The organism is Aquimarina sp. 433 (genome assembly GCF_054054605.1).
Window position 1 is genome coordinate 1 of the sequence record NZ_JBSWZK010000025.1, and the last position, 2,585, is coordinate 2,585.

The window sequence follows — 2,585 nt, forward strand, 5'->3', positions numbered from 1 at the left end:
CCATTTGGATCTTCTCCTATCACAGTAGCGCTATTTATAACTTCTCCGTTATTAATATCAACCTGTGTAATTACATATGTTGCCTGCGCAGTACCTTGTTCTCCTGGTGCCAATGTAGATGGTGTGATAGCCAGATTAGTGCTTCCAGTAAGAATATCATCTATAAAAATATTACTTACTGTTACATTACCTGTATTGGTAACAGTGAATGTATAGGTAATAACATCTCCAACATTTGAACCACTTGCTACACCAGTTTTAACTAATATTAAATCAGGATCAGCTATAAGATCTGTAACTGTTGGATCGTTATCCGTCTCTCCATCGGTCGTGCCATCTCCATTTGGTGTCTCAACAGTCTCATCCCCTGCATCGGATACATCTGTTACATCATCCGTACCACTTGGACTATCCCCAGTAGCTGTAGCACTGTTCTCTATAAAGCCTGCATCCATATCTGCTTGGGTAATCGTTTGATTTGCTGTCACTGTTACACTAGCGCCTGGTGCTAAACTCGCTATCGGACTGCCTACGATACTTCCTGCATCTGCATTATCATCAGTGATCTCAATGTCTGTCAAAGTAACATTACCTGTATTGGTCACTACAATATCATACTCGATAACATCATTTAAGGCGCTTCCTGCTACCCTAACTGTCTTAATAACGCTTAGACTTGGATCGGCTGTCAAATCTGTAACTGTTGGATCGTTATCCGTCTCTCCATCGGTCGTGCCATCTCCATTTGGTGTCTCAACAGTCTCATCACCTGCATCGGATACATCTGTTACATCATCTGTTCCACTTGGACTATCTCCTGTAGCAGTAGCACTGTTCTCTATAAAGCCTGCATCGATATCTGCTTGGGTAATTGTTTGATTTGCTGTCACTGTTACACTAACACCTGGTGCTAAACTTGCTATCGGACTGCCTACAATACTTCCCGCATCTGCATTCGCATCCTCTATCTCAATATCGGTTAATGTAACATTACCTGTATTGGTCACTACAATATCATACTCAATAATATCATTCAAAGCGCTTCCTACAACTCTAACTGTCTTGATAACGCTTAGACTTGGATCGGCTGTCAAATCTGTAACTGTTGGATCGTTATCGGTCTCTCCATCGGTCGTGCCATCTCCATTTGGTGTCTCAACAGTCTCATCACCTGCATCGGATACATCTGTTACATCATCTGTTCCACTTGGACTATCTCCTGTAGCAGTAGCACTGTTCTCTATAAAGCCTGCATCGATATCTGCCTGGGTAATTGTTTGATTTGCTGTCACTGTTACACTAACACCTGGTGCTAAACTTGCTATCGGACTGCCTACGATACTTCCTGCATCTGCATTCGCATCCTCTATCTCAATGTCGGTTAATGTAACATTACCTGTATTGGTCACTACAATATCATACTCGATAACATCATTTAAGGCGCTTCCTGCTACCCTAACCGTCTTGATAACGCTTAGACTTGGATCGGCTGTCAAATCTGTAACTGTTGGGTCATTGGTAGGATCTGAATCTGTACTTCCATCTCCATTTGGTGTCTCAACACTCTCATCGCCTGCATCAGATACATCTGTTACATCATCTGTTCCACTTGGACTATCTCCTGTAGCAGTAGCACTGTTCTCTATAAAGCCTGCATCGATATCTGCTTGGGTAATCGTTTGATTTGCAGTTACGGTTACACTAGTGCCTGGGGCTAAACTCGCTATCGGACTTCCTACGATACTGCCCGCATCTGCATTCGCATCCTCTATCTCAATATCGGTTAATGTAACATTACCTGTATTGGTCACTACAATATCATACTCAATAACATCATTCAAAGCGCTTCCTGCAACTCTAACTGTCTTGATAACGCTTAGACTTGGATCGGCTGTCAAATCTGTAACTGTTGGATCGTTATCGGTCTCTCCATCGGTCGTGCCATCTCCATTTGGTGTCTCAACAGTCTCATCACCTGCATCGGATACATCTGTTACATCATCTGTTCCACTTGGACTATCTCCTGTAGCAGTAGCACTGTTCTCTATAAAGCCTGCATCGATATCTGCCTGGGTAATTGTTTGATTTGCTGTCACTGTTACACTAACACCTGGTGCTAAACTTGCTATCGGACTGCCTACGATACTTCCTGCATCTGCATTCGCATCCTCTATCTCAATATCGGTTATTGTTACATTACCTGTATTGGTCACTACAATATCATACTCGATAACATCGTTCAATGCACTTCCTGCTACCCTGACTGTCTTGATAACACTTAGACTTGGATCGGCAGTAATCGTAGTAACTGTTGGGTCATTGGTAGGATCTGAATCTGTACTTCCATCTCCATTTGGTGTCTCAACACTCTCATCGCCTGCATCAGATACATCTGTTACATCATCAGGACCTCCTAGAGGACTATCTCCTGTAGCTGTAGCACTGTTCTCTATAAAACCAGCATCGATATCTGCTTGTGTAATTGTTTGATTTGCTGTCACTGTTACACTAGCACCTGGTGCTAAACTTGCTATCGGACTGCCTACGATACTTCCTGCATCTGCATTCGCATCCTCTATCTCAAT

At 42.8% G+C, this 2,585-nt stretch carries 1 protein-coding gene; it reads right to left on the reverse strand.

Translation table 11 applies throughout. The annotated features are described in order from the left end of the window. The coding region (locus ACWNT5_RS24170) for a beta strand repeat-containing protein (RefSeq protein ID WP_456518846.1) at nt 1-2,585 on the reverse strand (2,585 nt) is incomplete at both ends.